General features: G+C 70.3%; 22 protein-coding genes. 18 read left to right on the top strand and 4 right to left on the bottom strand.

The annotated features are described in order from the left end of the window. The 7 genes from AB0L65_RS46970 to AB0L65_RS46940 all read left to right on the top strand — a co-directional run bounded on the left by AB0L65_RS46970 (position 1) and on the right by AB0L65_RS46940 (position 6,779). On the top strand, positions 1-864 hold the full coding sequence (locus AB0L65_RS46970; protein ID WP_364260298.1) for a hypothetical protein: 864 nt from the start codon (positions 1-3) through the stop codon (positions 862-864). A gap of 73 nt (positions 865-937) precedes the next feature. Further along, on the top strand, positions 938-2,551 hold the full coding sequence (locus tag AB0L65_RS46965; protein WP_364260295.1) for a lipid II flippase MurJ: 1,614 nt from the start codon (positions 938-940) through the stop codon (positions 2,549-2,551). Between the two features lie 113 nt (positions 2,552-2,664). Continuing rightward, entirely contained in the window at positions 2,665-3,744 is a 1,080-nt protein-coding gene (locus tag AB0L65_RS46960; RefSeq protein ID WP_364260293.1) for a glycosyltransferase family 4 protein, read from the top strand. A 177-nt stretch (positions 3,745-3,921) separates the two neighbouring features. Further along, entirely contained in the window at positions 3,922-4,905 is a 984-nt protein-coding gene (locus AB0L65_RS46955) for a TerC family protein (protein ID WP_185077015.1), read from the top strand. A gap of 108 nt (positions 4,906-5,013) precedes the next feature. Continuing rightward, a complete protein-coding gene (locus AB0L65_RS46950) occupies positions 5,014-5,655 on the top strand; it encodes a phosphatidylserine decarboxylase (RefSeq protein ID WP_350739914.1) in 642 nt (213 codons plus the stop codon). Further along, the gene (pssA, locus tag AB0L65_RS46945) at positions 5,642-6,466 is read left to right on the top strand and encodes a CDP-diacylglycerol--serine O-phosphatidyltransferase (protein WP_350739917.1); all 825 of its coding nucleotides are present in this window, start codon (positions 5,642-5,644) and stop codon (positions 6,464-6,466) included. The genes AB0L65_RS46950 and pssA overlap by 14 nt, the downstream gene beginning before the upstream one ends. 37 nt (positions 6,467-6,503) lie before the next feature. Next, positions 6,504-6,779, top strand: a complete 276-nt coding sequence (locus tag AB0L65_RS46940) for a hypothetical protein (protein ID WP_350739919.1) — start codon at positions 6,504-6,506, stop codon at positions 6,777-6,779. Between the two features lie 314 nt (positions 6,780-7,093). Here AB0L65_RS46940 and AB0L65_RS46935 read toward each other — a convergent pair whose 3' ends face one another. Beyond that, positions 7,094-7,750 (bottom strand): MBL fold metallo-hydrolase, encoded by a 657-nt coding sequence (locus AB0L65_RS46935; RefSeq protein WP_350739922.1) that lies wholly within the window; start codon positions 7,748-7,750, stop codon positions 7,094-7,096. Beyond that, the gene (locus tag AB0L65_RS46930; protein WP_364260290.1) at positions 7,747-8,109 is read right to left on the bottom strand and encodes a hypothetical protein; all 363 of its coding nucleotides are present in this window, start codon (positions 8,107-8,109) and stop codon (positions 7,747-7,749) included. Before AB0L65_RS46930 ends, AB0L65_RS46935 begins: the two co-directional genes overlap by 4 nt. 341 nt (positions 8,110-8,450) lie before the next feature. Between AB0L65_RS46930 and AB0L65_RS46925 the strand changes: the two genes are divergently transcribed. Then, the gene (locus AB0L65_RS46925; protein WP_364260287.1) at positions 8,451-8,606 is read left to right on the top strand and encodes a hypothetical protein; all 156 of its coding nucleotides are present in this window, start codon (positions 8,451-8,453) and stop codon (positions 8,604-8,606) included. Between the two features lie 225 nt (positions 8,607-8,831). After that, on the top strand, positions 8,832-11,672 hold the full coding sequence (uvrA, locus tag AB0L65_RS46920; RefSeq protein WP_364260285.1) for an excinuclease ABC subunit UvrA: 2,841 nt from the start codon (positions 8,832-8,834) through the stop codon (positions 11,670-11,672). A gap of 638 nt (positions 11,673-12,310) precedes the next feature. Here the strand turns inward: uvrA and AB0L65_RS46915 are convergent. Beyond that, the gene (locus AB0L65_RS46915; RefSeq protein ID WP_364260282.1) at positions 12,311-13,042 is read right to left on the bottom strand and encodes a DUF2306 domain-containing protein; all 732 of its coding nucleotides are present in this window, start codon (positions 13,040-13,042) and stop codon (positions 12,311-12,313) included. Positions 13,043-13,665: 623 nt separating this feature from the next. Between AB0L65_RS46915 and AB0L65_RS46910 the strand changes: the two genes are divergently transcribed. From AB0L65_RS46910 to whiA, 7 genes are all read left to right on the top strand, one after another. Next, positions 13,666-14,073, top strand: a complete 408-nt coding sequence (locus AB0L65_RS46910; RefSeq protein ID WP_350739934.1) for a Rieske (2Fe-2S) protein — start codon at positions 13,666-13,668, stop codon at positions 14,071-14,073. A 142-nt stretch (positions 14,074-14,215) separates the two neighbouring features. Continuing rightward, complete coding sequence (locus AB0L65_RS46905) at positions 14,216-14,689, top strand: Rieske (2Fe-2S) protein (RefSeq protein WP_350739937.1); 474 nt, start codon at positions 14,216-14,218, stop codon at positions 14,687-14,689. A 75-nt stretch (positions 14,690-14,764) separates the two neighbouring features. After that, positions 14,765-15,181, top strand: coding sequence for a Rieske (2Fe-2S) protein (locus tag AB0L65_RS46900; RefSeq protein WP_357742244.1), 417 nt, complete (start codon positions 14,765-14,767; stop codon positions 15,179-15,181). 111 nt (positions 15,182-15,292) lie between these two features. Next, on the top strand, positions 15,293-17,197 hold the full coding sequence (uvrC, locus tag AB0L65_RS46895) for an excinuclease ABC subunit UvrC (RefSeq protein WP_364260331.1): 1,905 nt from the start codon (positions 15,293-15,295) through the stop codon (positions 17,195-17,197). Positions 17,198-17,279: 82 nt separating this feature from the next. Further along, positions 17,280-18,146: an RNase adapter RapZ gene (gene rapZ / locus AB0L65_RS46890; RefSeq protein WP_355384327.1), complete on the top strand. Its 867-nt coding sequence runs from the start codon at positions 17,280-17,282 to the stop codon at positions 18,144-18,146. 218 nt (positions 18,147-18,364) lie between these two features. Then, positions 18,365-19,333 carry a uridine diphosphate-N-acetylglucosamine-binding protein YvcK gene (gene yvcK / locus AB0L65_RS46885; protein ID WP_363970134.1) on the top strand — a complete coding sequence of 323 codons (969 nt, stop codon included), beginning with the start codon at positions 18,365-18,367 and terminating at the stop codon, positions 19,331-19,333. A gap of 70 nt (positions 19,334-19,403) precedes the next feature. Further along, positions 19,404-20,384: a DNA-binding protein WhiA gene (whiA, locus tag AB0L65_RS46880; protein WP_350739945.1), complete on the top strand. Its 981-nt coding sequence runs from the start codon at positions 19,404-19,406 to the stop codon at positions 20,382-20,384. Between the two features lie 729 nt (positions 20,385-21,113). On the opposite strand, the gene AB0L65_RS46875 is transcribed toward whiA, so the two are convergent. After that, a complete protein-coding gene (locus AB0L65_RS46875) occupies positions 21,114-21,755 on the bottom strand; it encodes a hypothetical protein (RefSeq protein ID WP_364260279.1) in 642 nt (213 codons plus the stop codon). A gap of 186 nt (positions 21,756-21,941) precedes the next feature. Here AB0L65_RS46875 and gap point away from each other — a divergent pair, with 186 nt between their 5' ends. Together gap and AB0L65_RS46865 are read left to right on the top strand one after the other, a co-directional pair. Continuing rightward, positions 21,942-22,946 carry a type I glyceraldehyde-3-phosphate dehydrogenase gene (gene gap, locus AB0L65_RS46870; protein WP_364260276.1) on the top strand — a complete coding sequence of 335 codons (1,005 nt, stop codon included), beginning with the start codon at positions 21,942-21,944 and terminating at the stop codon, positions 22,944-22,946. 281 nt (positions 22,947-23,227) lie between these two features. Then, positions 23,228-24,427 (top strand): phosphoglycerate kinase, encoded by a 1,200-nt coding sequence (locus AB0L65_RS46865; RefSeq protein WP_364260274.1) that lies wholly within the window; start codon positions 23,228-23,230, stop codon positions 24,425-24,427. The last annotated feature ends 6 nt before the right edge of the window (positions 24,428-24,433 follow it).

Below are 24,433 nucleotides of genomic sequence, written 5' to 3'. Positions count from 1 at the left end.
ATGCCTGCCACCCAGGCCCGTGGCCTCCTCTACGCGATCGCCGGTGCCGCCATCGGCGCCGCGGCCGCCCGCGTCGCGTACGCCGCGTTCACCCGCAACAAGCCGGCCGACCTGAGCGGCCGCTGGACGCGTAAGAACCACCGCGGCGAGCCCATCACGCTGCTCGAAGGCCCCGCGTTCGTGGCGGGGGCGAGCACGGCGGCCGCGCTCACGCCCGGCCTGCCGGGGAGGTTGCGCCTGGCAGCGCTCGTCGCGGGCGCGGGCAGCGGCGCGCTCGGCGCCTACGACGACCTGTACGGCACCACGTCGTCCAAGGGCTTCAAGGGCCACCTGACCGCGCTCGCCCGGGGCGAGGTCACCAGCGGCGCCGTCAAGATCCTCGGCATCGGCGCCACCGGGCTCGGCGCCGCGGCCCTCGTCTCGCAGGGACCGGTCGACACCCTGGTCAACGGCGCCGCCATCGCTGGCGCCGCCAACCTCGCCAACCTCTTCGACCTGCGCCCCGGCCGGGCCATCAAGGTGGGCCTGCTGACCGGCGGGCCGCTGCTGGCCGCCGCCCTCTTCCGCGACTCGCCCGCCGCCGCGGCGCTGGCCGCCGTGCCGCTGGGGGCCGCCGCGGCGCTGCTGCCGGAGGACCTGGGCGAGCGCGCCATGCTCGGCGACGCCGGGGCCAACTCCCTGGGCGCCCTGCTCGGGCTCGCCGCCGTCACCAAGCTGGGCCGTCCGGGCCGCTACGTCCTGCTGGGCACCGTGGTGGCGCTGACCGCCGCCGCGGAGAAGGTCAGCTTCACCAAGGTCATCGCCGGCAACCCCGTGCTCAACCGCCTCGACATGCTCGGCCGCCGTCCGGTCGACCCTGTGTGACCGCTCGTTTGTCGGTACGACCTGCCAGGATGTTCTGCGTCGGCGCGATCGGGCGCGGGGCTGGGGAGGCCGGGTGGCAGTGGTGACGGCGCGAGGGGTCGCGGGCGGCGCCATGCTCATCGGGGCCATCACGGTGCTGGCACGTGTCGCCGGGTTCGCCAAGCAGTACGCCTTCGCCCAGACGGTGGGGACCAACTGCCTCTCGACCGCCTACATGACGGCCAACCAGATCCCCAACATCGTGTTCGAGGTGGTCGTCGGCGGGGCCCTGGCCGGGATGGTCGTCCCGGTGCTCGCCGCCCGGGCCTCGGACGACGACCGGGAGACCGGCGAGCGGGTGGGGTGGATCAGCTCGGCGCTGCTGACGTGGGTGGTCGTGGTGCTCGTCCCGCTGGCCGTGCTCACCGCGCTGTTCGCCGGGCCGGTCATCGGGCTGTTCTTCGGCTCCCCGATCAAAGGGTGCGACATGAGCGCGGTGACCGCGGTCGCCACCCGGATGCTGGTCGTCTTCGCGCCCCAGATCCCCCTTTACGGCGTCGCCGTCGTGCTCTACGGCGTGCTGCAGGCGCACAAGCGCTTCGCCGGGCCCGCGGTCGCGCCCCTCGTGTCCAGCATCGTGGTCATCGTGGCCTACCTGCTGTTCGTGCCGCTCAGCGGTGGCGACAGCAACCCTGAGTCGCTGTTGGGCCCGGCCGAGCTGGCGCTGTCGCTGGGGACCAGCCTGGGGGTGCTGTCCCTGGTGCTGGCCGTGATCGGGCCCACGGCCCGGCTGGGGTTGAGATGGCGGCCCATCCTGCGCTTCCCCGAGGGGGTGGCCGGGCAGGTGCGCCGGCTCGCCTTCGCCGGGATCGCCGCGCTCCTCGCCCAGCAGGCCGCCACGATCGTGGTGCTGGTGCTGTCCAACCATGCGATCGGCAACGGCGCCATCGTCGTCTACAACTACGCGTGGGCGATCTACCTGGTGCCGTACGCGGTGCTGGCCGTGCCCATCGCCACCAGCGCGTTCCCCCGGCTGTCCGCGCTGGCCGGCGAGCCGCGGGCGTTCGCCGAGCTGGCGGCGCGCACCACGCGGGCCGTGGTGCTGGTGTCCGGGCTGGCCGCCGGGGTGCTGGCCGCCGCGTCGGGGCCGGGAGCGGTGGTGTTCCTCGGGATCAAGACCCAGGTGGACCCGTCCGAGCTGGCCCACGCCATCGCGCTGTTCGCGCCGGGCCTGGTCGGATACGGGCTGATCGCTCACCTGAGCCGGGTCCTCTACGCGGCCGGCCGCGGCCGGGAGGTCGCCACCGGGACCGTGACGGCCTGGGTGGTGGCGACGGTCGCGCAGGCGGTCTTCGCGCTGGCGCTGCCCGGGGGGTGGAAGATCGGCGGCCTGGCGCTCGGCATGAGCGTCGGCATGAGCGTGGGCGGGGCGCTGCTGCTCGGCTCCGTGGTCCGCGCCCGGGGGAGCGCGGCGCTGGCGGGCCTGCCCCGGGCGGCGGTCGCGGCGGCCGGGGGCGGTTTCCTGGGTTACCTGGCAGGGACCGGCGTGGTGGGGCTGGTCGGGGCGAGCGGCATCTGGCCCAACGTGGGGGCCACCGTCCTGGCCGCCGCCGTCGCGCTGGTGGTGGGGGCCGTGGTCGTGGCCCTGGTCGATCGCGCCGACGCCGGCGCCGTGGCCGGGCTGCTGCGCCGGGGTGGGCGGGGTTGAGAGCGCGAGGGCGGGGTTGAGCAGGCGGGGTTGAGTTGGCCGGGCTGAGCGGGCCGGGTTGAGCGGGCCGCTCCGTGGCCCGGCGGTCGGGAGCGGCGAGGAAGGAGCGGGTTGTGCGGGTGGCTTTCGTGCTGGGCACCACGTCCGGCGGCACCGGGAGGTATGTCCGGATGCTGGTCGAAGGGCTGGTGCGGCGCGGGCATCAGGTGGCCGTCATCGGGCCGCGCAGCGTCGAGGAGCAGTTCTCCTACGGTCGTGCCGGGGCGCGGTTCGCGGCGGTGGCCGTCTCTGACCGGCCGCATCCCGCGAACGACCTGCGCACCGTGCTCGCCATCAGGCGGTTGACCCGGGACGCCGACGTCGTGCACGCCCACGGGCTGCGGGCCGGGGCGCTGGCCGCCCTCGGGCAGCGGGGCGGGCCGCGACTGGTGGTCACCCTGCACAACGCGCTGACCGCCGGAGGGTTCGTCGGGCTCGTCTACGGGGTCCTGGAGCGCATCGTGGCGCGGCGGGCCGATCACGTGCTCGTCGTCTCGCCGGACCTCGGTGCGGGCATGGCCCGGCTCGGGGCCCGCGACGTGCGGGCCGCCGTGGTGCCCGCGCCCGGGCTCCGGCCGGTGGCACGCACCCCGCGGCAGGTCCGGGATGAGCTGGGTGCGGGCGACCGGCCGGTGCTGCTGACGATCGCCCGGCTGGCCCAGCAGAAGGGGCTCGAGACGCTGCTCGACGTCGCCGCCGGGCCGTGGCCGTCCGAGCAGCCGTTGTTCGTGGTCGCGGGGGACGGGCCGCTGCGCGGGGAGCTGCAGAGCAGGATCCAGGCCGAGAGCCTGCCCGTGGTGCTGCTCGGCAACCGGGACGACGTGCCCGACCTGCTCGGGGCCGCCGTCGTGCTGGTGATGCCGAGCCGGTGGGAGGGCCAGCCGCTGACCCTCCGCGAGGCGCTCATGTCGGGAACGCCGGCAATAGCATCCGATGTGGGTGGAATTCCAGAAATTTTGGGGGATGCTGGGATCTTGGTTCCACCCGGGGATGTTGAGGCGCTGCGCCGGGCCGTACAGGCGCTCGTAGCTCCCGGAGCTGCGGAAACGCTGGCCGCGGCGGCTGCGCGGCGGGGGCTGGAGATGCCCGGGGACGACGACGCCGTCGAGAGCGTGCTGGCCGTTTACGGTGGTCAAGATCCAAAGGATGATTAGGCCGCGCCGAACGGTTCTCATATACTGCCTGGGTTAGGGAGGGGAGTATCCCTTCGCGACAGCCTCGTCATCACGGTGCAGCCCCGCTCCACGGGGCCCCCGGGGCTGCCGGTCCGCGGTTTTCAGCGGGCGGGAGAGACCTCCGGCAATGAGTCGTGCGTGCCGGAGGGTCTTGACGTGACTGTACCCGTGTGGGCCTGGATCGCCGTGATCGGCGGTCTCCTTGTCGTCCTCGCCATTGACTTGTGGATAGTCGACCGTGGAGAAGCCCGAGAGTTCTCCATGCGGCAGGCCGGATACTGGGTGACCTTCTATGTCGCCCTCGCCATTGTGTTCGGAGTGCTCCTGTGGGCCACGGTCGGGGGAGACAAGGCCGGTGAGTTCTTCGCCGGCTACATCACCGAATACAGCTTGAGCGTCGATAACCTCTTCATCTTCTTCATCATCATGAGCAGATTCGCCGTGCCACGCCAATATCAGCACAAGGTGCTGCTCGTGGGCATCCTGCTCGCGCTGGTGATGCGCGGTATCTTCATCGCGCTCGGGGCCGCCGCCCTGGAGCGCTTCAGCTGGCTCTTCTACGTGTTCGGCGCCTTCCTCGTCTACACCGCGATCAACCTCATCCGCCAGCACCTCAAGGGTGAGGAAGAGGAGTTCAACGAGAACGTCGTGCTGCGGTGGGTGCGCAGGGCCTTCCCCACCACCGACGGGTACGTCGGCTCCAAGGTCACCGTCAAGATCGACGGCCGGCGCATGGTGACCCCGATGCTCATCGTGATGGTCGCGATCGGAAGCACCGACCTGCTCTTCGCGCTCGACTCGATTCCGGCGATCTTCGGGCTCACCAAGGACCCGTTCATCGTCTTCACGGCCAACGCGTTCGCCCTGATGGGATTGCGTCAGCTCTACTTCCTGCTGGGCGGGCTGCTGCAGCGACTGGTCTACATCAGCTATGGTTTGGCGTTCATCCTGGGGTTCATCGGGGTTAAGCTGATATTGGAGGCGTTGCACGCCAGCCATGTCTCCTGGGCGCCCGAAATTCCCATCTGGGTGTCGCTCTCGGTCATCGGCGCCACCATGGTCATCACCACCGTGGCCAGCCTGATCAAGGCCCGCATCGACGCGCGCAAGGGCGAGGAACCGCACCCGGAGCAGGTCTAGCGAAAAGGGCTTCGAGGCGCTTTGCTTGTGTAGTTGTGCCGTGTAATAGTTGCTAGTTCTGTAACATCACGGCAAAGCGCCCAATCCAGTCACCATCAAAGGTTGTACGTGTCAGACGATTCTGCCAAGTCGAGCCGCGTCAGGCTCGCACGCGGGGTCTCCCCGTGGCTCCTCCCGACGGTGGCCGCGGCGGCCGCCACCGCGCTGCTGACGCGCCGAGACCGGCGCTGGGCGCTCGCGGCGGTGCCGCTGAGCGCACTCACCGGCGGTATGCTCTGGTTCTTCCGCGACCCTGACCGGACTCCGGGCGAGGGACGCGTCCTGTCGCCCGCCGACGGCGTGGTGCAGAGCATCGACCCGTGGCCGGACGGCCGCACCAGGGTCGCGATCTTCATGAGCCCGCTGAACGTACACGTCAATCGGGCCCCTCTTGCGGGAAATGTCACCTCCGTGCAGCATGTGGCAGGTGGGTTTCTGCCGGCGTTCAACAAGGACAGCGACCAGAACGAACGCGTGGTGTGGCATTTCGAGACCACGCTGGGCGACATCGAGATGGTGCAGATCGCGGGCGCGGTGGCGCGCAGGATCGTGCCATACGTGAGCAGCGGTGCGAAGGTGGCGCAGGCCGAGCGGATCGGGCTCATCAGGTTCGGATCGCGCGTCGACATCTACCTTCCCGAAGGGATCTCTCCCGCGGTGTCCGTGGGTGAGAAGACGGTTGCGGGGGTGACCAGAATTGACCGCGGCTGACGCCGGCAGTTGGCAGGCGGATGAGGAAGAACCTCGTGGTCCCGTCGGCAAGGCGTTCCGCCTGTCCGCCGCGGACTCCCTCTCGCTGGGCAACGCGGTCTGCGGGTTCCTCGCGGTGTGCGTGCTGGCCTACTCCGCGATCCAGCAGCTGACGGTCGCCGGCGGTCATTTCACGCCCGTTCCCAGCTCTTTCGCCACCGCCATCGTGCTGCTGCTCATCGGCGCGACGTGCGACCTGTTCGACGGCCTCGTGGCGCGGCGTTTCCGAGCCTCCGCGATGGGCGCCGAGCTCGACAACCTGGCCGACGTCATCAGCTTCGGGTTCGCGCCCGCGTTCATGGTCGTGATCTGGGGCGGATTCACCAAAGAGGTGCCGTTCCCGATGGTGGTCGGGGCGGCGGCGGCCGTGCTGGTGGCCGGCGTCGTACGCCTGGCCAGGTTCGCCTGCGTCAAGACCAAGAGCGGCGACTTCATGGGCCTGCCCATCCCCATGGGGGCCATGACCGTGATCTCCATCGTGCTGCTGTTCCAGCCGAGCGTCTGGTCCCTGCTGGCCGTGCTCGCCGTGGCGTGGCTGATGGTCAGCCGGATCGAGTACCCCAAGCCGAAGGGCCAGCTCCTGGCGGGCGTCCTGGGCTGGATCATGGTGAACGTGGCGTTCCTGACCTTCTGGGTGGCCTGGCCCGAGGGCGGCGACATGCCGATCAAGATCGGCGCGAGCATGCAGATCGCGCTCGTGGCGGCGATCCCTCTGCGGGTGCTGGTCTACAAGCGGGAGCAGCGCCGCGAGGCCGAACGTATTAACAACTGACCGGGATTTTTCGTCTTACTTCGGCTTTGATGGAGCCATGTCGGCTACGCCGCGCGAGCACACGCGCACGTACTATCTCGGCAAGCTGGCCACGGAGCTGGAGCAACGCGGGCTGACGGCCACGCTCCGGCCCTACCCGCCCGCGTTGCGGATCAGCGACCCCGACACGGCGCTGCTGGCGGAGACGGTCGACTGCGTGCCGATGTCCGAAGGATGGTTCTATCGGTGGTCGTGGGGCGAGGTCGTCGGCCTGGCCGACGACCCCGCCCTCGCCGCCGACCGCATCCTCCACGTCCTCTCCACCCATCCCTAGGCCCATCTTTTACGGCTGCGCATGGTGGGCCGCGTGCCGGTCTTCAGGCCCAGCTTTTACGGCTGCGCACGGTGGGCCGCACGCGCCGACGTGGGTGGCCGTCTGTCATGGCCGGTCGTGAAGGCTCACGGGCTGCTCGCCGTGACGACGCGCGTTCTGGGCCGACTCCGTGGTGAGCCTGACCAAGGCGGCGTCGAGAGGGCGGCACCTTCGCGGAAGAGGCGCCCCTCGTTCTCAGACGCGTCGTCCCTAAGCGGCAGGCCGCGCAAGTCCGTCCAAAACAGTGCGGCCTGCCTTGAAAGATGGCGCTTAGATCACCAGCCGCGAGACTTCCATTCGGGGAGGGACGGGCGTTCGGTGGCGAGGGTGGTGTCCTTGCCGTGGCCCGGGTAGACCCAGGTCTCGTCGGGGAGGCGGTCGAAGATGCGTTCCACCACGTCGTTGTAGAGCTGGGTGAAGCGCTGCGGGTCCTTCTGGGTGTTGCCGACGCCGCCGGGGAACAGCGAGTCGCCGGTGAACAGGTGGTGCCCCGCCTCGCCGCCGTCGTACAGCAGGGCGATCGAGCCAGGCGTGTGGCCGCGCAGGTGGATGACCTCCAGCGTGACGGCGCCGACGGTGATGGTGTCGCCGTGCTCGACCGTGCGGTCCACCGGCACGGGCAGGGCGGGCGCGTCGAGCGGGTGAGCGATCACCTCGGCGCCGGTGACCTTGGTCAGCTGCTCCAGCGCCTGCCAGTGGTCGCCGTGCTGGTGGGTCGTGACGATCTCTCCGACCGGCCGGTCGGAGATCAGGGCGAGCAGCCGGTCGGCGTCGGCGGCCGCGTCGATCAGCAGCCCGTCGCCGGTCTCCGAGCAACGCAGCAGGTACGCGTTGTTGTCGAACGGGCCGACGGCGAGCTTGTAGATCGTGAGCGCGGGCAGCTCGCGCACGTCGGCGGGGCCGCCGACCTGGACGTCACCTGTGTAGGTCATGGGTAGTCCTTCGGGGGTGTCGTGGGCAGATCAGCGGGGGCCGGCATCGTCAGCCACGGCGGCGGCTCCGGAAGGCCCGCGCTCGCGGGCGTGAACGACTGCCCCACTGGCACCAGGGTAACGCCCTCACCCCTCGACCGGCCGGTCAGCCAGGCCAGCATGTCGGCCGGCGCGCCCTCGACCGTGGGGCCGGAGCCGAGGCCGGGCCACCTGGCGGCGATCTCGCCCGACGGGTTCTTGAGCATGATCTCGCTCACCGTGCCGCGGGCGTGCGGCCGGCAGGCGCGGCAGTCGTGGAGTTCGCGCAGGACGAACGGTTCGGGCCAGTCGGCGGGGCCGTACCCGGCGGCCAGGTCCACGTGGTGGAGGCCGATCTCGCGCAGGCGGCGTACCAGGAGGTATCAGGCGGGGTGCTCGGGCGGGCGCATGCCCTCCACCCGGGCGGATTAGCGGTCCTGTGGCAGGTCGCGGACGGCGGCGGCCAGGCGGGCCGCGCCTTCCTCGAGGCCGGCCAGGTGCCGGGCGGCCGGGCGGGTGGTGCCGGAGCGGCGACCCTGGGGCGGAGAGCGGCAGCTTGCGTGACCAGCGGAGCCCCGTGTGAGCGCGACCATGGGCACGGCTCGATCGCGGCGGTTCTGGCCTCGTGGGAGGCGTACTGTGGGATTCTGACGCCCGTCTTCGCCCAGGTCAGGAGGCTGAGGTGGGAGTCGGCGTTCTGCGCGACGTGGGCGAGCACGTGTCCTCTGGTCCAGCCGGGCAGGAGGGAGGGTTCGGCGAGGTCGGCGTCGGACAGGGACGCGGCGGTGGCCAGCAGCCGGCCGGTGGCCGAGGCCAGCTCGGCCTGCAGCGCGAGTAGGACGGTCATGTCTGGATATTTCGTCAGTTGGGGGCGTGGGCTGGCGCCCGGCATAAAGCCGCAGGTCAGCTGGTTGAATGTGGAAGGGCTCCTGCCGGGGTGGGAGATGGCCGTAACCTGTGAGGGACGGATTTTCGGGGGCCGGGCAACGGTCCGCCGAAATTGTCGGAGCCTCCGTCTACCATCCCCCGTGGACCTATCCGCCTTTTGACCTCCGGGATCGCCGTGGCAGACCGCCTGATCGTGCGTGGTGCACGAGAACACAACCTCAAGGACGTCTCGCTCGACCTGCCGCGAGACTCGCTGATCGTCTTCACCGGCCTGTCCGGCTCCGGGAAGTCGAGCCTGGCCTTCGACACGATCTTCGCTGAGGGCCAGCGGCGCTACGTCGAGTCGCTGTCGGCGTACGCCCGCCAGTTCCTCGGCCAGATGGACAAGCCCGACGTCGACTTCATCGAGGGCCTGTCGCCCGCGGTGTCGATCGACCAGAAGGCCACCAGCAAGAACCCGCGCTCGACCGTCGGCACGATCACCGAGGTCTACGACTATCTGAGGCTGCTGTGGGCGCGCATCGGCAAGCCGCACTGCCCGGTGTGCGCGCGGCCGATCGCCAGGCAGACGCCCGAGCAGATCGTCGATCGCGTGATGGACCTGGAGGAGGGCACCCGCTTCCAGGTGCTCGCGCCGGTCATCAGGGGCCGCAAGGGCGAATACGCCGAGCTGTTCCGCGAGCTGCAGACCAAGGGTTTCGCCAGGGCCAGGGTCGACGGCACGGTCGTGCGGCTGGAAGAGCCGCCGAAGCTGAAGAAGTACGAGAAGCACGACATCGAGGTCATCGTCGACCGCCTGTCGGTCAAGGAGTCGGCGCGGCGCCGGCTCAACGACTCGGTCGAGACCGCGCTGCAGCTGTCCGGCGGCACGATCACGCTCGAGTTCGTCGACCTGCCGGAGGACGACCCCAACCGGGAGCGGTTCTACTCCGAGCACCTCTACTGCCCCTACGACGACCTGTCGTTCGAGGAGCTGGAGCCGCGCTCGTTCTCGTTCAACTCCCCGTTCGGCGCCTGCCCCGAGTGCACAGGCCTCGGCACGAAGATGGAGGTGGACCCCGACCTGGTGGTGCCCGACCCCGAGCGCACGCTCGGCGACGGCGCGCTCCACCCCTGGTCCGGCGGCCACACGAGCGAATACTTCGTCAGGCTGATCGAGGCGCTCGGCCACACGGTCGGGTTCACCCTCGACACGCCGTGGGAGAAGCTGCCGAAGAAGGCGCAGAAGTCGCTGCTGTACGGCCACGACGAGCAGGTCCACGTACGCTACAGCAACCGCTACGGCCGCCAGCGCTCCTACTACACCACCTACGACGGCGTCATCCCGTGGGTGCAGCGCCGGCACGCCGAGGCGGAGAGCGACTCGACCCGCGAGCGGTTCGAGGGCTACATGCGGGAGATCCCGTGCCCGGCCTGCAAGGGCGCCAGGCTCAAGCCGGTCACGCTGGCGGTCACCGTCGCCGACAAGTCGATCGCCGAGGTCGCGGCCATGTCGATCGGCGAGTGCGCGAAGTTCCTGGCCGGGCTCAAGCTGTCCGACCGCGACATGCACATCGCCGAGCGGGTGGTCAAGGAGATCAACGCCCGCATGGGCTTCCTGCTCGACGTCGGCCTCGACTACCTGACCATGGACCGCGCCGCCGCCACCCTGGCGGGCGGCGAGGCCCAGCGCATCAGGCTGGCCACGCAGATCGGCTCCGGCCTGGTCGGCGTCCTGTACGTGCTCGACGAGCCGTCCATCGGGCTCCACCAGCGTGACAACATGCGACTGCTCGACACGCTCGTCAGGCTGCGCGACATGGGCAACACGCTGATCGTGGTCGAGCACGACGAGGACACGATCGCGGCGGCCGACTGGGTCGTCGACATCGGCCCCGGCGCCGGCGAGCACGGCGGCCAGGTCGTCGTGTCCGGCACCGTCCAGGACCTCCTGAGCAGTGAGGAGTCGCTGACCGGCCAGTACCTGTCCGGGCGCAAGAGCATCGCGATCCCGGCCAAGCGCCGCAAGCGCGACAGGAAGCGGCAGATCACGGTCAAGGGGGCGCGCGAGCACAACCTCAAGGGTGTCGACATCGACTTCCCGCTGGGCGTGTTCACGGCGGTCACGGGTGTGTCGGGGTCGGGCAAGTCGACGCTGGTCAACGACATCCTCTACAACGCGCTGGCCAAGGAGCTCAACGGCGCCCGCACGGTGCCGGGGCGGCACTCGCGGATCAACGGCATGGACCACGTGGACAAGGTCGTCCACGTCGACCAGTCGCCGATCGGGCGCACGCCGCGTTCCAACCCGGCCACGTACACGGGCGTGTTCGACCACGTCCGCAAGCTGTTCGCGGCCACCGCCGAGGCGAAGGTGCGCGGCTACCAGCCCGGGCGCTTCAGCTTCAACGTCAAGGGCGGGCGCTGCGAGGCGTGCGCGGGCGACGGCACCATCAAGATCGAGATGAACTTCCTGCCGGACGTCTACGTCCCCTGCGAGGTCTGCCACGGCGCCCGCTACAACAGGGAGACGCTGGAGGTCCACTACAAGGGCAAGACGATCTCCGAGGTGCTCGACATGCCGATCGAGGAAGCCCTGGGCTTCTTCGAGGCGATCCCGGCGATCAAGCGCCACCTGCAGACGCTCAACGACGTGGGTCTGGGCTACGTACGGCTCGGGCAGCCCGCGACCACGCTGTCCGGGGGTGAGGCGCAGCGCGTCAAGCTCGCCTCGGAGCTCCAGCGGCGGCAGACGGGGCGGACGATCTACGTGCTGGACGAGCCGACGACCGGGCTGCACTTCGAGGACATCCGGCGACTGCTGGGGGTGCTGGGGCGGCTGGTCGACGGCGGTAACACGGTGATCGTGATCGAGCACAACCTCGATGTGATCAAGACCGCTGACTGGATCATCGACATGGGGCCCGAGGGCGGGTCCCGGGGCGGGACGCTGGTCGCCAGTGGGACGCCTGAGGAGGTGGCGCTGGTGGACGAGAGCCACACGGGCCGCTTCCTGCGGAAGATTCTCTCCTTCTGAGTCGCGCACGGGGGGTGTCCTCGTGCGCGAGTCCTGCATGGGGCGGTGTCCTCGTGCCTGAGTCCCGCACGGGGGTGTCCTCGTGCGGGCGGCAGTTCTGGCGGTGTGGCTGATCGGGGCGTCCGGCGGGGGCCGCCTCGGTGCGGACCGCTGCGGCACCCCGGTGCGCGCGTAGCGGTCCGGGACGGCCGGGATGGGTCCGGGGCGTGCCGGGGACGGGGGTGTCGGCCAGACGCGGGGTGTCCGCGTGGGCGTTGCTGGTGGGGGACAGCGCCCACGTGGGGTGGTCGTGCTGGACGAGGTTGGGCGCGGAGTGCTGGTGCCTGGCGATATTCGTGCTTACGCGCGAAGTGGTGATGCCGGAGAGATGCGGGTGTCCACACGGGCGGGTGTTGGGCGGACGTGGGGTGCTCATGCGCGGTGGCGTGGGCAGCGTTCGTAGTTGTGCGCGGTGGCGCTGGGCGGTGCCTGTAGTTGTGCGTGGGGTGGTAGCGGGGGGATGTTCCTAGTTTGTGCGTGGGGTGGTTGCGGGGCTTTGCGCGTGGGGTGGTAGTTGGGGGACGTTCGTAGCTTGTGCGCGGGTGGTAGCGGGGCGAAGCCGGTTCTGTGGGCCGGGGGTGGCGGGGCGAAGTGTGCGTTCAGGCTGCTTGGCGGCTTGCGGCGGCGCGGGCGCGGCGCTTGGCGGCGTCGCCGCGCTCCAGCCACCACTCGGCGAACAGCAGCGGCAGCACCCAGCCCAGCCACGCGCTCAGCGCGCTCACCATGCTCGCCAGCAGCGTCTCGTCGCCATGGAAGGTTGTCTCCAGTTCGGGCGACAGGGCGATGGTGAACACGACGCCCCAGAGGCGGTTCGTGATGATGGACAGGGTCAGGGCGAAGCTGCGGATCATCCACCGGCGGTGGTCGACGAACCTGCGCTGCCTGGCCATCCGCCAGCCCGCCAGCGTACAGGCCACCCAGAGGGTTGCGAGTACGACGCCGCTGGCCGCCGTCACCGGGCCGAAGTACGGCGTGGTCACCGACACGATCAGGCCCAGCACGCCGCTGGGCAGGCAGCCGCCGAAGACGTACACGCGGCCGATCCGGCGGTGCGCGCGGGGATAGCGCCGGCGGAACCACGGCCAGATCTGCAGGCAGCACGTGATCATCGCGGTCGAGCCGAAGATCACGTGCAGGGACAGCACCGCGAAGTGGGGTGGGAAGAAGTCGGGGGCGGGCACGCGGGACTGGGCCGGGTTCATGGACAGGTAGGGCGGCAGCGAGAAGGCGACGAACGCGATCGCCACCACCGCCAGAGGGGCCACCCAGGGACGCCGCCACCAGCGGGGTCTGACGGGGGGCGTGGCCGGGCGTTCTGTCGTGAGAGTCATATGGGCAGGGTGGGCGTCGGCGCTGACCGTCGGCCTACCGCCCGCTGACCGTCGATCACGCCGGGCGGTAGTCGAGTTCTCGCCTCGGCAACCGATTGCTGGGATGCCGAGGGTTGGGGGGTGCTGGGATGTTTCGCTGGTGGGGGTGGTTGTGGGGCTGCCCCGCCGGTGTGAGCGGCTGAGGGCTGCTGGGTCGCGTTGCCGGTGCGGATGGCTGAAGGCTGCTGGCCGCCTCGCTGGGGTGGCTGGTTGAGGGCTGTTGGGTCGGCTTGCTGGTCGGGTGGCTGGGGATTGCTGGGTCTTCTCGTCGGTGAGGGGTGGCTGGGAAACGGCTGGGCCGGTCGTCGGGGTCGATGGTTGGGGGCCGGTGAGGTGCCGGCGGTCGTGCGGCGCGGTGGTGGCTGTGGCGGGGTGGAGTGACCGACTGGGCGGTGGGGGTGGGGTGGAGTGGCCAGCTGAGCGGTGGGGTGGGGTGCTACCCGGCGAGGGGACCGAGGGGTGGCGGCAATAAGGTTGGGTGATGGTAACGGCTTGACCTGCAGGGGGTCAGCGGCGACGCGGAGGGTCGGCAGTTCATGACGGTTACGGAGCGGGGCGCAGCCGTGCCTGAAACAGGGCCTGAAGTGGGCTCTGAAGCGGGGTTCGGGCGGCGTAAGGTGCTGGGAGCGGCCGGGGTTGCGGCGTGTGCGCTGGCGTTGGCGGGGTGTGGCGGGGGAGATGCCAAGGCCCAGCCGAGTCTCAAGGGCAAGGTCATCGCCAAGGTCGCCGACGTGCCCGTGGGCGGGGGCAAGGTGATCGAGGACCTGCAGGTCGTGGTGACCCAGCCCACGCAGGGGGTCTTTATGGCGTTCAGCTCGATCTGCACGCACAAGGGCTGCGCGGTCAGCACCCCCAAGGAGAACGTCATCAGGTGCGCCTGCCACGGCAGCGAGTTCGCCGCCGACAGCGGGAAGGCCACCAAGGGGCCCGCGAGCGCCCCGCTGACGTCCTACAAGGTCAGGGTCGAGGGTGACGGCATCGTGGTCGCCTGAAGTGGCGGGTGAAGTGGCGGCGTGAAGTGGCCTGCTGAACACGTACTTATGCGTAGAGAACCGGATTGGGCTCGGGCACGCTGAACCGGCGCGAGGGCGCTGGCCGTACCTGAAGTGAAAGCCAATCTGGGAGGAACACACCATGACGGAAACGACTCGCCGGGCGATGATGCTCGGCGCCGGCGGCGCCGGGCTCGCGGCGGTTCTGACGGCGTGTGCGAGCTACGGCTCGCCGACGACGGAGGCGAGTGCGGAACCGCCGGCGGAGGAGCCCGCCGAGGAGTCGTCGTCGCCGAAGAAGAAAAAGGCCGAGGCGAAGAGCGGCGGCGGCAAGGCGCTGGCTGACACGGCCGATATCCCCGAAGGCGGTGGGAAGGTCTTCGAGAACGAGAAGATCGTGGTCACGCAGCCGACCGCCGGGGAGTTCAAGGCGTTCACGGCGGTCTGCACCCACGCGGGCTGCACGGTCGCCACCGTCGCGAACAAGACGATCAACTGCCCTTGTCACGGCAGCAAGTTCAACATCAGCGACGGCTCCGTCAAGGACGGGCCCGCGAGCGAGCCGCTTGAGGAGAAGAAGATCACCGTGGACGGAGACAAGATCAAGCTCGCGTAGATCGCGTCTCATGAATTTCTCACCTAGGTGCGGTTGGGTGAGCGCATGGGAGATGACCTTCAGAGTCGCCGTGCAGTGTTCGCGAGCGTCGGTGCGGGCGGCCTCGCGCTGGCGCTCACCGCCTGCGGCGGCGGCACCGATACCGCACAGTCCGCCGGCACCGCCTCCGAGTCGAGCGCCCCGCAGTCCGGCGCGCCGCAAGCCGGTGGGGCGCTGGCCAAGACCGCCGACATCCCCGTCGGCGGCGGGACGATCTTCAAGGACCAGAAGATCGTGGTGACGCAGCCCACTTCGGGCGAGTTCAAGGCGTTCAGCGCCGTGTGCACGCACAACGGGTGCACGGTCGGCAGCGTCTCGGACGGGGTGATCGTCTGCCCGTGTCACAACAGCAAGTTCGCCATCGCGGACGGCTCGGTCAAGGACGGACCGGCCGACAAGCCGCTGCCCGCGCAGCAGATCAAGGTCGAGGGCGACCAGATCACGCTCGCGTAGGCGGGCCCCTTTTCAGGGAGGGCCCGCCGCGCCTGGTGGGAAGGCGCGGCGGGCAACCTTGTCGGTGGGGCCTACTAGTCTTTGAACGTGGCGAGATCAGCGGGCACCCCCTTGAGTTTCCGGCCCAAGCCGGGTTCGATCCCCGATTCCCCGGGGGTCTACCGGTTCAGGGACGCGCACGGCCGGGTGATCTACGTCGGCAAGGCCAAGAGTCTGCGCCAGCGGCTCAATTCGTACTTCGCCGACTTCTCCGCGCTGCACCCGCGGACCCAGACGATGCTGACCACGGCCGCCGACGTCGACTGGACCGTCGTCGGCACCGAGGTCGAGGCGCTGCAGCTCGAATACTCCTGGATCAAGGAGTTCGACCCGCGCTTCAATGTGAAATACCGCGACGACAAGTCGTACCCCTACCTCGCGGTCACCATGGGCGAGGACTTCCCGCGCGTGCAGGTCATGCGCGGGGCCAAGCGCAAGGGCACGCGTTACTTCGGCCCCTATTCGCACGCGTGGGCCATCCGCGAGACCGTCGACCTGCTGCTGCGGGTCTTCCCGGTGCGCACGTGCACGGCGGGGGTGTTCAAGCGGGCCGGCCAGATCGGCCGCCCGTGCCTGCTCGGCTACATCGACAAGTGCTCGGCGCCGTGCGTCGGCCGGGTCACCCCGGAGGAGCACCGCGAGCTGGCCGAGGACTTCTGCGACTTCATGGCGGGCAACACCGGCCGCTTCATCAAGCGCCTCGAGAAGGAGATGCGCGAGGCCGCCGGCGAGCAGGAGTACGAGCGCGCCGCGCGGCTGCGCGACGACATCCAGGCGTTGCAGCGGGCGCTGGAGAAGCAGGCCGTGGTGCTCGGCGAGGGCACCGACGCCGACGTGATCGCGCTGGCCGAGGATCCGCTCGAAGCCGCCGTTCAGGTCTTCTACGTGCGGGGCGGCCGCATCCGCGGCCAGCGCGGCTGGGTGGTCGACAAGGTCGAGGAGACCTCCCCCGGCGAGCTGGTCGAGCAGTTCCTGCTCCAGATGTATGCCGAGGCGAGCCCCGACTCGATGCCGCGCGAGGTGCTCGTGCCCGCGCTGCCGCCCGACAACGACGCGGTCGCCGAGCTGCTGACCGAGCAGCGCCGGGCCCGTGTCGAGGTGCGCGTGCCGCAGCGCGGCGACAAGAAGTCGCTGATGGAGACCGTCGAGCGCAACGCCAAGGAGTCGCTGGCGCAGCACAAGATCCGCCGCGCCAGTGACCTGACCACCCGCAGCAAGGCGCTGCAGGAGATCGCCGACGCGCTCGACCTCGACCAGGCGCCGCTGCGCGTCGAGTGCTATGACGTCTCCCACCTGCAGGGCGAGAACGTCGTGGCGTCGATGGTCGTCTTCGAGGACGGTCTGGCGCGCAAGAGCGAATACCGGCGCTTCGCCGTCAAGACCAAGGAGGGCGACGTCGCCTCGATCTACGAGGTGATCATGCGCCGCTTCCGCCGCTACCTGGAGGAACGCTCGGCCACCGGCGAGCTGGCCGCCGACGACGACACCGGCCACGGCCCCATCGACCCGGAGACCGGCAAACCGCGCAAGTTCGCCTATCCGCCCAACCTGGTCGTCGTCGACGGCGCGGGCCCCCAGGCGGCCGCCGCGCAGCGGGCGCTCGACGAGCTCGGCATCGACGACGTGTCCGTGTGCGGGCTGGCCAAGCGGCTGGAGGAGGTGTGGTTGCCCGGCGATGACCAGCCGGTGATCATGCCTCGTTCAAGCGAGGGTCTCTACCTGCTGCAACGCGTGCGGGACGAGGCACACAGGTTCGCCATCACCTACCATCGTTCCAAGAGGTCCAAGACGGTGAAGGAGAGCGCGCTCGACGGCGTGCCCGGCCTCGGGCCGGCGCGCAGGCAGGCGCTGCTCAAACACTTCGGCTCCGTGAAGAAGCTACGCGAGGCCACTGCCGCGGAAATGTGCGAGGTTCCCGGCATCGGCCCGTCCATCGCCGAGGTCATCGTGTCGACACTGAAGGGAGAGTCACCATGATCTCGCCAGGATGCCACGGCGTGTCCGGGTGCCTCCGCCATGGTGGCGCGCCCGGGCAGGGCGTGCGGGACGGAGAGAGGCAATGAGCACCGAGCCGGCGTTCGTCATCGTCACCGGCATGTCCGGGGCGGGGCGCAGCACAGCCGCCAAAGCGCTCGAGGACCTGGGCTGGTTCGTCATCGACAACCTGCCGCCCGGGCTGCTGTTCGCGATGGCGGAGGAGGCGGGCAAGGTCAAGCTGGCGGCCGACAAGGTGGCGGCCGTCGTCGACGTGCGCAGCCTGGCCTTCACCACCGACCTCAACGCGGCCATCGAGGAGCTCGAGGGGCGCGGCGTGCGGGTGCGGGTGGTGTTCCTGGAGGCCAGCGACGAGGAGCTGGTGCGCAGGTTCGAGAACGTCCGCAGGCCGCACCCCCTCCAGGGCGAGGGGCGGCTGGTCGACGGGATCACCCGTGAGCGGGGGATCCTGCGGGAGGTCAGGGCCAACGCGGACCTGGTGATCGACACCTCGTCGCACAATGTCCACGACCTGCGCAACAAGATCGTCGCGTACTTCGGCGGCGAGGACCGGCCGGGGCTGCGGCTCAACGTCGTGTCCTTCGGGTTCAAGTACGGGCTGCCGGTGGACGCCGACCTGGTGGTCGACTGCCGGTTCCTGCCCAATCCGCACTGGGTGCCGGACCTGCGGCCGATGAACGGGCTCGACGCGCCCGTGCGCGACTACGTCCTCGGGCAACCGGGGGCCAAGGAGTTCCTCGACGCGTACGAGGAGGTCCTGCAGGTGGTCGCGGCCGGATACGCGCGCGAGGGCAAGAGCTACGCGACGCTCGCGGTGGGCTGCACGGGCGGCAAGCACCGTAGCGTGGCCATGGCCGAACAGGTCGGCGCCCGCCTGCGCGACCGCGGGATGGAGGTCCAGGTGAGCCATCGGGATGTGGGGCGGGAGTGACCGATGAAGACTTCGCAGCGGCAGGTTCGTCGCGGTCGGCGGACGGTGATCTTCCCGGCGCCGTGACCCGCTCGGACGCGGTGGGTCCAGGCTCCGAAGGGCGTGCTGAGAGTACGGGTTCCGAGGGGGCCGGTGTGGGGCGTGCGGAGAACCCGGACCCGGCCTCGGAGGGTGAGGTGTGCCCGGTGCGGCTCGCGCGGCCGGCCGCGGGCAACCCGGTGCCGGAGCGCGGGACGTACACGCGGACGTTCTCGGGGTTCGGGCCGCACGTCGTGGCGCTGGGCGGCGGGCACGGGCTTTACGCGTCCCTGTCGGCATTACGGATGGTGACCGACCGGTTGACCGCCGTGGTGACCGTCGCCGACGACGGCGGGTCCAGCGGGCGGCTGCGGCGCGAGCTCGGCGTGCTGCCCCCCGGCGACCTGCGGATGGCGCTGGCCGCGCTGTGCGGCGACGACGAGTGGGGCAGCACCTGGAGCGAGGTGGTGCAGCACCGCTTCCGCAGCGAGGGCGAGCTGCACGGGCACGCCGTCGGCAACCTGCTCATCGTGGCCCTGTGGGAGCTGCTCGGCGACCCCGTGGCCGGGCTCGACTGGGTCGGACGCCTGCTGGGCGCCCACGGCCGGGTGCTGCCGATGGCGTCGGTGCCGCTCGACATCGTGGCCGAGGTGGAGCTCGACGGCGTCAGATCGACCGTGCGCGGGCAGGTGGCGTGCGCGCTGACGCCTGGGCGGGTGCAGGCGATCTCGCTCGTGCCCGAGGACCCGCCCGCGCGGCCCGAGGCGGTCGAGGCGGTGCAGGAGGCCGACTGGGTGGTGTTCGGGCCGGGATCGTGGTTCACCAGCGTGCTGCCGCATCTCAAGGTGCCTGAGCTGGCCAGGGCCCTGCACTCGACCAAGGCCAAGCGGCTCGTGACCCTCAACCTGGCGCCCCAGCCGGGTGAAACAGATGATTTCTCCCCCCAGCAACACCTGGAGGTGCTCAGGCAGCACGCTCCTGACCTGTCGATCGACGTCGTGCTCGCCGACACCGGAGTGGTGGACGACCCCGGTGCGCTGGACAAGGCCGCGGCGGCGCTCGGCGCACGGCTCGTGATGGCCGACGTGGCCGCCGCGGACGGCTCGCCGAGGCATGACCCACGACGTCTTGCCTCCGTCCTGGACGAGATTTTCCTCCAGAAGCGTTGATCCTGGTCGGCGTGGCGCGAAGGTGCGAGAGACTGCTGAGAGCCGGTCTGATGGGGGAGAGGACTAACGCATGGCCATGACAGGTGTGGTGAAAGACGAACTGAGCCGCCTGCCGGTGCTGAAGCCGTGCTGCCGCAAGGCGGAGGTTTCCACGCTGCTGCGGTTCGCCAGCGGCCTGCACCTGGTGGGCGGGCGGATCGTGATCGAGGCCGAGCTCGACACGAACGCCACCGCACGGCGACTGATCAAGGACATCGGCGAGGTGTTCGGGCACAAGGCCGAGGTGCTGGTGCTCGCGCCCGCCGGCCTGCGCAAGGGCTCGCGCTACGTCGTGCGGGTCTACCGCGACGGCGAGGCGCTCGCGCGCCAGACGGGCCTCATCGACAACCACGGCCGCCCGGTGCGCGGCCTGCCCCGCCAGGTGGTGGCGGGGGCCGCCTGCGACGCCGAGGCCGCCTGGCGCGGCGCGTTCCTCGCGCACGGCTCCCTCACCGAGCCGGGGCGTTCGATGTCGCTCGAGGTCACCTGCCCGGGGCCGGAGGCGGCGCTGGCCCTGGTGGGCTCGGCGCGGCGGCTCAAGATCCACGCCAAGGCGCGCGAGGTGCGCGGCGTCGACCGCGTCGTGGTGCGCGACGGCGACGCCATCAGCGCGCTGCTCACCCGCCTGGGGGCGCACGACAGCGTGCTGGCCTGGGAGGAGCGCCGGATGCGCCGCGAGGTCCGGGCCACCGCCAACCGGCTGGCCAACTTCGACGACGCCAACCTGCGGCGGTCGGCGCGGGCGGCGGTGGCGGCGGGAGCGCGGGTGCAGCGCGCTCTGGAGATCCTCGGGGACGAGGCGCCCGATCATCTGGTGGTGGCGGGGCGGCTGCGGGTGGAGCACAAGCAGGCGTCTCTGGAGGAGCTGGGGCAGATCGCCGACCCGCCGCTGACCAAGGACGCCATCGCGGGGCGGATCCGGCGCCTGCTGGCCATGGCCGACAAGCGCGCCTCCGACATGGGCATCCCCAACACCGAGGCCAATCTCACCGTCGACATGCTGGCCCCGTGACTTTTTAGATCTCCAGATGCCGCGGCTGTGCCTGGTGGGGGCCCGGTCACCTGCTGCGGTGTGCGCTTCAAGCCCGTCTCTTGCGGCTGCGCGCCGGTCCTCAGGCCCATCCTTTAAGGCTGCGCACGGTGGGCCGCGCCGGTCTTCAGGCCCATCCTTTACGGCTGCGCACGGTGGGCCGCACGCGCCGACGTGGGTGGCCGTCTGTCATGGCCGGTCGTGAAGGCTCACGGGGTGCTCGCCGTGACGACGCGCATTCTGGGCCGGCTCCGTGGTCGGCTTGGCCGGGGTGCCGATGGCTGGTGCGTCGCGTGGACGGCTGGTGGCTGGAGTGACTGGTGTGCGGCCAGTGGCTGCAGCGTTGGTGGTCCGAGTGTCGGTCGCTCGTGAGCCGTGGACTCGCGGGGGGCTGTGCGCGGCGCAGGGGGGCCCAGAGGCGACGTGCTGGGTCGTTAGGTGCCGGTGGCCGGTTGGCGGGTGGTCGGGGTGCGTAGGCGGTCCACCGGCTGGTTGGAGCACTTGGCTGGTTGGCGCCGGGTTGGGCGCTGGCCGGGGTGCGCGCGTCGGTGGGTTGCCGAGTTGCCGGGCGTGCGCATGTTGCCGGGTTTTGGCGCCCGTCGGCGGGTTGCGGGGCGGTTGGGGTGTGTCCTGTCAGCGGGCCGGCAGACGGTTGCGGTGTGTCTGTCAGCGGGGCGGGGGTGGGGCCCGGGGCTGGTGGGGTGGGGGTGGTCAGTCCCTGGTGGGGTTGCGGGGGGTGAACAGGTCCGTTGTCGGCTTCGGGGTGGGGGCCTGGGCGGGCTCGAACGGGGCGCGGTACTCCGGCTCCGCCGACTCAGACTCCGCCTCGGCCGCCTGGGCCCTCTGGGCGCGGCGGACCCGTACCACGCGCAGGGTCAGCAGGAGCAGTGCGGCGAGGGCGGCCACGGCGATGTAGAGCCAGGCCGCCCACGACACCGAGAGCGGATCCCGGTAGAGCGCGGGCGCGTAGGGGAGGCCGGCGGAGAAGTTGTCCAGCGTGATGTCGGACAGGTCGGCGGGGCCGCGCTCGGCGGGCGGGGTGTGCAGGGTGGAGCCGATCATGATCGACGAGCCGGCGATCTGACCCGCGGCCATGGCGCCGCCCGCGTACAGCGCGGCCACGGGGATCAGGATGATGCTGCGGGGCCGTACCGCGCCCATCGCCAGGGCGACGATCAGGGCGACCACGAGAGACGAGGCCAGCGACAGCGGATGGCCGTTGCCGAAGGCGATCACGGCGGCGGGCAGGCGGGTCTGGAACAGCACGGCCGCCCCCAGCACTGCCGCGCTGACCAGCGCAGATAGTACGCCTACAATGAGTCCGGGCAGCAGGCCGGACCGCTTGTGTGACATCTCAGCCCCCAGAGAATGCACGAATTTACATCGATGAGTCGGGCACTTTACTCGAACCTCGCAAAACGTGCCTCCGGAACGCTGATTCACATGCGGGGACCTGCAGTGGTCTAAACCAATTTAGGTCCGATAAGGTTCGTGGTTGAGGTTTCAGCCCGCCATCTGGTTTCGAGGAGATCGGTTCCCGTGAGCATCCGCGTAGGCGTCAACGGCTTCGGCCGCATCGGTCGCAACTTCTGGCGCGCTGTGGCCGCCAGCGGCAAGGACATCGAGATCGTCGCGGTCAACGACCTGACCGACAACGCGACGCTCGCCCACCTGCTGAAGTACGACAGCATCCTGGGCCGCCTGCCTTACGAGGTGAAGGCCACGAGCGACGAGATCGCGGTCGACGGCAAGGCGATCAAGGTCTTCGCCGAGCGCGACCCGGGCAAGCTGCCCTGGGGCGACCTCGGTGTGGACGTGGTCGTGGAGTCGACGGGCCTGTTCACCGACGCCACGAAGGCCAAGGTGCACGCCGAGAACGGCGCGAAGAAGGTCATCATCTCCGCTCCGGCGAAGAACGAGGACGTCACGATCGTGATGGGCGTCAACGAGAAGAACTACGACCCGTCCAGCCACACGATCATCTCCAACGCCTCCTGCACGACCAACTGCCTGGCGCCGATGGCCAAGGTCATTCACGACACCTTCACCATCGAGAAGGGTCTGATGACCACCATCCACGCGTACACGCAGGACCAGAACCTCCAGGACGGCCCGCACGGCGACCTGCGCCGCGCCCGCGCCGCCGCGCTCAACGTGGTGCCCACCTCCACCGGCGCCGCCAAGGCCATCGGCCTGGTGCTGCCGGAGCTCAAGGGCAAGCTCGACGGCTTCGCCATGCGCGTGCCGATCCCCACCGGCTCGGCCACCGACCTCACCGTCGACGTCAGCCGCGAGGTCACCGTCGAGGAGGTCAACGCCGCGGTCAAGGCCGCCGCCGAGGGGCCGCTCAAGGGCATCCTCAGCTACACCGAGGACCAGATCGTCTCCTCCGACATCGTCACCGACCCGCACTCGTGCATCTTCGACGCCGGCCTGACCAAGGTCATCGGCAACCAGGTCAAGGTCGTCGGCTGGTACGACAACGAGTGGGGCTACTCCAACCGCCTCGCCGACCTGATCGAGCTGGTCGGCCGCGACCTCTGACCCACCGAGTCCGTGGGGGAACGCCGTTGCCTTGCCCGGTGAGGGAGGGCAACGGCTCAGAGCGAACAAGCCGCCGCCGTGGGGTGGGGCCCATGTGTTCGCGAGGGAGCGCCGTCGCCTGGACCGAGGAGCGCAGGGAGCGAAGCGACCGGAGCGACGAGGGAAGGCGACGGCTCGAAGCGACCGAGCCGCCTCTGCGGAGCGGAGGCCAAAAGCAGGCGACGGCTCGAAGCGACCGAGCCCGCCTCCGCGGAGCGGAGGCAATGAACAGGAGCATGAGCATGCGCACGCTCGACGAGCTCGACGTGAAGGGGCGGCGCGTGCTTGTGCGCGTCGACCTCAACGTCCCCCTCGACGGGGAGACGATCACCGACGACGGCCGCATCCGGGCGTCGGTGCCGACGATCAAGGCGCTGGTGGAACGGGGCGCCAAGGTCGTCGTCTGTGCCCATCTGGGCAGGCCCAAGGGCAAGGCCGACCCGAAATACTCGCTCAGGCCGGTGGCCGGGCGGCTGGGCGAGCTGCTGGGCCAGGAGGTGGCGTTCGCGACCGACGTGGTCGGCGACAGCGCCCATGGCACCGTTGAAACGCTCCAGGGCGGCGAGGTCGCGCTGCTGGAGAACCTGCGCTACGAGCCGGGCGAGGAGTCCAAGGACGACGCCGAGCGGGCCGCGTTCGCCGCGAAGCTGGCGGGGCTGGCCGAGCTCTACGTGGGCGACGGGTTCGGCGCGGTGCACCGCAAGCACGCCAGCGTCTACGACGTGCCCAGGCTGCTGCCGCACGCGGCCGGCGGGCTGGTCGTGGCCGAGGTCGAGGTGCTGAAGAAGCTGACCGAGAGCCCCGAGCGGCCCTATGTGGTGGTGCTGGGCGGCGCCAAGGTCTCCGACAAGCTCGGTGTCATCGCCAACCTGCTGACCAAGGTCGACCGGCTGCTGATCGGCGGCGGCATGGCGTACACGTTCCTCAAGGCCCAGGGCTACGAGGTCGGCAAGTCGCTGCTCCAGGAGGACCAGCTCGACCAGGTGCGCGGCTTCCTCAACACGGCCGCCGAGCGCGGCGTCGACCTTGTGCTGCCGGTCGACGTGCTGGCGGCGGTCACGTTCGGGGCGGACGCCGAGCACGACGTGGTCGCGGCCACCGAGATCCCGGCGGACCGGGAGGGGCTCGACATCGGGCCCAGGACGCGTGAGCTGTTCGCCTCGAAGCTGGCCGACGCCAGGACCGTCTTCTGGAACGGCCCCATGGGCGTGTTCGAGTTCGACGCGTTCTCCGGCGGCACCAGGGCGGTGGCCGAGGCGCTGATCGCCCGTACCAGCACCGAAGGGGCCTTCACCGTGGTGGGCGGCGGCGACTCGGCGGCGGCCGTGCGGAGGCTGGAGCTCCCCGAGGACGGTTTCTCGCACATCTCCACCGGTGGCGGGGCCAGCCTCGAATACCTTGAGGGCAAGGCCCTCCCCGGACTCGCGGCCCTGGAGGACTGAGCAACT

The sequence above is a fragment of the Nonomuraea sp. NPDC052116 genome (genome assembly GCF_040680035.1).
Taxonomy (GTDB): domain Bacteria; phylum Actinomycetota; class Actinomycetes; order Streptosporangiales; family Streptosporangiaceae; genus Nonomuraea; species Nonomuraea angiospora_A.
Note: the sequence above shows the minus strand (reverse complement) of the source record. Positions and strands in the feature narration are given on the sequence as shown.

What these genes read in the sequence shown, in the direction of transcription:
- rapZ (WP_355384327.1), top strand. Translation starts at nt 17,280, where the DNA reads ATGAGCACCGAGCCGGCGTTCGTCATCGTCACCGGCATGTCCGGGGCG.
- AB0L65_RS46905 (WP_350739937.1), top strand. Translation starts at nt 14,216, where the DNA reads ATGACGGAAACGACTCGCCGGGCGATGATGCTCGGCGCCGGCGGCGCC.
- whiA (WP_350739945.1), top strand. Translation starts at nt 19,404, where the DNA reads ATGGCCATGACAGGTGTGGTGAAAGACGAACTGAGCCGCCTGCCGGTG.
- AB0L65_RS46970 (WP_364260298.1), top strand. Translation starts at nt 1, where the DNA reads ATGCCTGCCACCCAGGCCCGTGGCCTCCTCTACGCGATCGCCGGTGCC.
- AB0L65_RS46915 (WP_364260282.1), bottom strand. Translation starts at nt 13,042, where the DNA reads ATGACTCTCACGACAGAACGCCCGGCCACGCCCCCCGTCAGACCCCGC.
- AB0L65_RS46940 (WP_350739919.1), top strand. Translation starts at nt 6,504, where the DNA reads ATGTCGGCTACGCCGCGCGAGCACACGCGCACGTACTATCTCGGCAAG.
- AB0L65_RS46865 (WP_364260274.1), top strand. Translation starts at nt 23,228, where the DNA reads ATGCGCACGCTCGACGAGCTCGACGTGAAGGGGCGGCGCGTGCTTGTG.
- AB0L65_RS46875 (WP_364260279.1), bottom strand. Translation starts at nt 21,755, where the DNA reads ATGTCACACAAGCGGTCCGGCCTGCTGCCCGGACTCATTGTAGGCGTA.
- AB0L65_RS46935 (WP_350739922.1), bottom strand. Translation starts at nt 7,750, where the DNA reads ATGACCTACACAGGTGACGTCCAGGTCGGCGGCCCCGCCGACGTGCGC.